Here is a 2,048-nt window from a genome sequence, read left to right on the forward strand (position 1 = left end):
GTCCGCGGCAGGCGGGGGAGGTGGGTCGCCGCGGGCGTCGCTGTCGCCGCCCTGTCCTGCGGGTCGGGGCTGACCGCCGGTGCCGCGGCGGCTCTCACGTCCGAGGCCCCCGGCGGTGCTCCGGCCGTGGTGGAGGACCCGATCGACTGCCCGTCCGCGGGCTGCCGCAAGGTCAGCGAGCAGCTCTCCCAAGGGTTCGGCGTCGCCTTGGACGATGCCGGGCACGCCTTCGTCGCCGACGGCGGAAGCGACCGGCTCATGGACGTCGACCTGGCCACGGGCAGGGCGTCCGAGGTGGCCACCGGCCTGCCCGGCACGATCGTGGTGGCCCTGGACGGCCAGGGCCACGCCTACAGCACCGACAGCACCAACGGAAAGCTGTGGAAGGTGGACCTGGCCACGGGCAAGAAGACCGAGGTCGGCTCCGGCCTCGGCAGCGCCCACAGCGCGGCGCTGGACGGCCAGGGCCTCGCCTATGTGACCGACTACAACGGCGACAAGCTGTTCGAGGTCGACCTCGGCACCCACAAGACCAGCGAAGTCACCGCCGGTCTCGACAACCCGCACGGCCTGGCGCTGGACGGCAAGGGTACGGCCTACGTCGCCGCCACCAGCGTCAGCAAGCTGTACGCGGTGAATCTGCACACCGGCCAGAAGAGGACCGTCAGCGAAGGCCTGACAGGCGTTGCCGGGGTGGCCCTCACGGGCAAGGGCACCGCCTACACCACCGGTCGGGACGGCCTGTTGCGGGAGGTGAATCTCACCGACGGCACCAGCCGTACGGTGGCCCGCAAGAAGGACGGCATGCTCAACCATGTCGCGCTCGCCAAGGACGGTTCGGTCTACGCGACCGACTACGGCGCGACGCTGTGGCGGGTCTCGGAGGCACCGCCCGCGCAGAAGGTGCGGGTCGAGGGCGTCCCGGGTGTGTGGACCTCTCCGGGGCGCAACGCCTGGCCCAAGGTGAAGGTCACCAACACCTCCGGTACCTACCTCGGCCATCAGGACGTCACTCTCATCCTGGACTCACCCCGGCTGGGCTGGTCGTACAACGTCGTCTACACCGACCGCGAGGGCCAGGTCCATGAGTACCCCTGCACCGCCCGGTCCGGCAGCCCCCGTACATCGATCTGCAAGAACGTGCTCCTGCATCTGGAGCCCGGCCGGAGCGCCGAGTTCCGCACCGAGGTCACCGTCAGCAATGGCGCCGAGATCTGCGAGAAGCCGACAGTCACCTGGCAACTCGCGGGCGCGAGCGGCAAGTCCGGCTTCGTCGTCAAGAGGCCTGACGGCAGTCCGGCGCAGTGCTGACGTTCGCGTGGCATACCGGCTGATCAGGGCCTATGAGGCTACGAGGCTATGGGCCTACGGACCTTCGAGGCCACGGGGCTACGGGGCTACCGGCTGAGGCCGCGCCAGCCGCTGTCGAGCAGGTCGAACGCCTTGGTGATGACCTGCTGGGGGTCGGGGTGGCTGCGCGCGGCCTGGGGTGCTTCCAGGGCGAAGTGGGCCAGGGCTGTGCAGGCGGGGTCGCCCGCGGGGAGGCCGCTTTCCTCGGCGATGGCATCGGCGAGGGCGGCGGCGTAGCGCATCCACGTGGCCTGGTGGTAGTCGCGCAGGGCCGGGGTGCTGTTCACCAGCTCCAGGAAGGCCACGAAGCGGGGGTCGCCGTTGTCGGCCTTGCGGTGGCGCAGTGCGTGCTCACGCAGGGCGTCCGGGATGGACTGACCCGCGGGGCGTTCCCGTACGGCCGCCAGCAGGGCGGCCTCCCGATCATTCTCCTCGTCGAAGACGAGCGCCTCTTTGACGGGGAAGTGCTTGAACAGCGTGGTGGTGGAGACATCGGCGGCGTCCGCGATCTCGCGGATGCCGACATCGTCGTAGCCGCGCTCCAGGAACGGAGCGCGGCGTCGGCGATGGCCTGCCGGGTGGCGGCCTTCTTGCGCTCGCGGCGCCCGATCGGTGCCGGTGCGGGATCGCCCTGAGGGCTGGTATCGGACATGCGAGCAGCCTACACCCAAGGTTGCCTCGCTTCATAAGTTGAGTTG

General features: G+C 70.2%; 1 protein-coding gene and 1 pseudogene. One reads left to right on the forward strand and one right to left on the reverse strand.

From position 1 onward, the window contains the following. Positions 1–1,311: Vgb family protein (locus AB8Z36_RS37600; RefSeq protein ID WP_440582110.1), on the forward strand; the 1,311-nt coding region annotated here is incomplete at its 5' end. An 86-nt stretch (positions 1,312–1,397) separates the two neighbouring features. Here AB8Z36_RS37600 and AB8Z36_RS37605 read toward each other — a convergent pair. Beyond that, positions 1,398–2,002, reverse strand: a pseudogene (locus AB8Z36_RS37605) (TetR/AcrR family transcriptional regulator). Between the last annotated feature and the right edge of the window lie 46 nt (positions 2,003–2,048).

It is taken from the genome of Streptomyces flavofungini (genome assembly GCF_041028215.1).
GTDB lineage: Bacteria > Actinomycetota > Actinomycetes > Streptomycetales > Streptomycetaceae > Streptomyces > Streptomyces flavofungini_B.